Here is a 2,676-nt window from a genome sequence, read left to right on the forward strand (position 1 = left end):
AAAGACAAACTTTCATTGCCGTAGTTCTTCATCGTAAAGCTTATCTGTTTTCTCAAGCACAAATCTATGGTTTGAGTCGACCGCTATTTTTTTAAGGGACAGGAAAGTGGATTAATGAGAGTTAACAAAATATTCAAAATACTATATAGCAAGCACTTGAACCTTTTGATATACAAAATAAAAGTGGACCAATTGGAAAGATGAGTGAACGAATAAGGGGCAGTTATGGGAAGTAAAACCGAACAAAATTGATTTCGTTCTTTAAAACATTAACACCAAACATGGCTAAAAACAGATCGCTAACAATTATCGAATTTGTATAATCATATCTTCGAAATCGTTACGGGATTTGGCACGGTTTTTTGTTTTTGCCCGGTAATTATAAATGGTATTTACCGAGTATCGCAAAAAGTCGGCAATCTGCGAGCTGTTATTAATTCCCAATCGGATCAATGCCAGAATTCGCAATTCGGTATTTAGTAGCTCTTCTTCGTTTAACTCAAACTTTTCTTCAACCAGCAACAGCTCGTTAACCTTATCTACAAAGTGAGGGAAAATGCGTAAAAAGGCTTTATCGAAATTACGGTAAAGTTCTTCCGTTTCATCATCCATCATTTCCTGCGAACGTGTAACAGCATGCAGCTCGGCAACCTGCCCGTTGGTAATTTTTTTGTTTACCAATCGGCGGAAGCCATCCATTTTATCAATGTAAGTGGAGCAGAGTTTTATAAAATGTGCGATATAAACTTCCTTGATGTGGTTGGATTCTGAGAGATCTAAATTTACGATTTGTAGCTGATCATTTACTTTTTGCAGTTCTGAGTTCAGACTTTTCAAACTCGAATTGGCCTTTTGCAAATACTTACGCGTTTCCGACAAACGCCTCATCTGGCTGTAAATATATACAAGCGCCACCGTTAGCAAAAGTCCCAGAATACTGGATAACAAAAGGTAATTTTGCAATTGCCGATTTTTCTTTTCAACGGTTGCCTGGTAGGTCCGGTCAATTAACGACAATATTCCGGCACTTTGTAAACTGCGCAAACGTGCGTTGTAAAACACCGTTTCGCTCCACGAAAAGCGAATGTAATTGTAGGCACGTTCCATATCGTTTTCCTGAAACAATATTTCGGCCAGCATCCACAACGAAGCGTGGTCTTTTGTTGCCGACAATATATCAGACAGGGCAGACTGAGCGAGGTAATATTTTACACCATCGGTATCTTTCGTTTTCCGGTAGGTTAGCGAACGGTTATAGCTGGCAATGGCAAACTCGCGGGTACCCATCGAACTGTTGGCCAAAATAGTATCATTAACCCGAAGCGCTTCTTCAATCTTTCCGGCATTTCGCAAACTTTCCTCTTTCAATTCATAATACAAATCATCGGTTGTGGAAAGCACGGTGTACAACGAATCATGGTAATGATTCGATATTTGCCAGTATCGCTCCGCACCTTTTTTATCCTGCGTGTAAAAAGCTAACTCGGAGTACACATGTCGGTAAGTATTGTAATATTCTTTCAGTAGATCATCCGGAACTTTCTCCCTTTCGATTGATGAAACTAAATCGACAGCCTCCAAATACATCCCGGTAGACGCCATTAAATAGGCCAGGCTAAGCTCGCTTTCGTACAAAAGAGCCGTGTTATTCAGGTATTTGGCAACATCAATATTTCGGTTTTTGTAGCCAATCGCCGAATCGCAAATATAAGGTCGGTATTCGTTATACAATTCCGCGTTCAGCTTATACTCCTCAATGGTGTTTGGCGAAATTGTACGCAACTGATTTTTCAGTGCCTGAATCCGGTCTTCTTTTTGCTGCTGATAAATTCTGTGATTTTCAATTGCTGCATCCAACTGATTCATAAGCGAATCAAGGTTCGATTGCCCAAAAACAACTCCGGGCAAAAACAATATCAGGCAAATGAAAAATTTGATGAATTTCATAAATGAGTTATCTGCTTTCTAAACATCTGCAAAGTAAACATTTTTCACCTCATTCTCTATATCGTTCTCATTCTTAATCCCCATGTAATTCTTAAATATCTCAAGATAACAAGATGATAAAAATAGATTCTGAATTACCAGAAAGGGCTGTCGAAAGAAACGATTCGTAAACTATCCGAGAATTTTTAGATTACACAGGAAGCTTTTAACCGGCCTTATAAACTAAAAAACGAAATTAACAGGCAATTTCGTGATGCCAGCTTAATGAATACAAAAAAGGATTTGGGGGCTTCATTAGCCATATAATCAGAAATTCATTGAAAGTGAAGCCGATTTACTTTTCATCTTTTTAGGAGCATTAAGAACCGGTTTAGGATTCGAATCCTGATGATCCAGAATATAATCAACAGCTTTTTGGGCCAAACCGGAAGCCATTACTATAAACTTTTTATCGCTTTTTAACTTCTTCAACCAACCTTGGATATAGGCAGCGCTGTTATCGATTGTAGAATTCTCAATACCGCAAATACCGCAAAGGTATGCAGCTCCCATCTCTGCAACAAGTTCTTCTTGCGAGTAATCTTTACTTGCAAAATTCAGGTTCGAAAACCTTTCGTGACGGTTTAACCGTTTACGATGACCAGTTGAGTGAACAAGCTTATCCTAAATTTTGGATAAACTTTGTTATCCAAACTAAATTATTATCCAAACTTTTTCTATAAAGCTCTC

At 38.4% G+C, this 2,676-nt stretch carries 1 protein-coding gene and 1 pseudogene; both read right to left on the minus strand.

The window, feature by feature from the left end:
• Positions 1 to 306: 306 nt before the first annotated feature.
• The gene (locus QZ576_RS22510; protein ID WP_297101861.1) at positions 307 to 1,947 is read right to left on the minus strand and encodes a DUF6377 domain-containing protein; all 1,641 of its coding nucleotides are present in this window, start codon (positions 1,945 to 1,947) and stop codon (positions 307 to 309) included.
• A gap of 306 nt (positions 1,948 to 2,253) precedes the next feature.
• Positions 2,254 to 2,592: pseudogene (locus QZ576_RS22515) on the minus strand (zincin-like metallopeptidase domain-containing protein); the annotation flags it as partial.
• Positions 2,593 to 2,676 lie beyond the last annotated feature (84 nt).

The sequence above is a fragment of the uncultured Draconibacterium sp. genome (assembly GCF_913060805.1).
GTDB lineage: Bacteria > Bacteroidota > Bacteroidia > Bacteroidales > Prolixibacteraceae > Draconibacterium.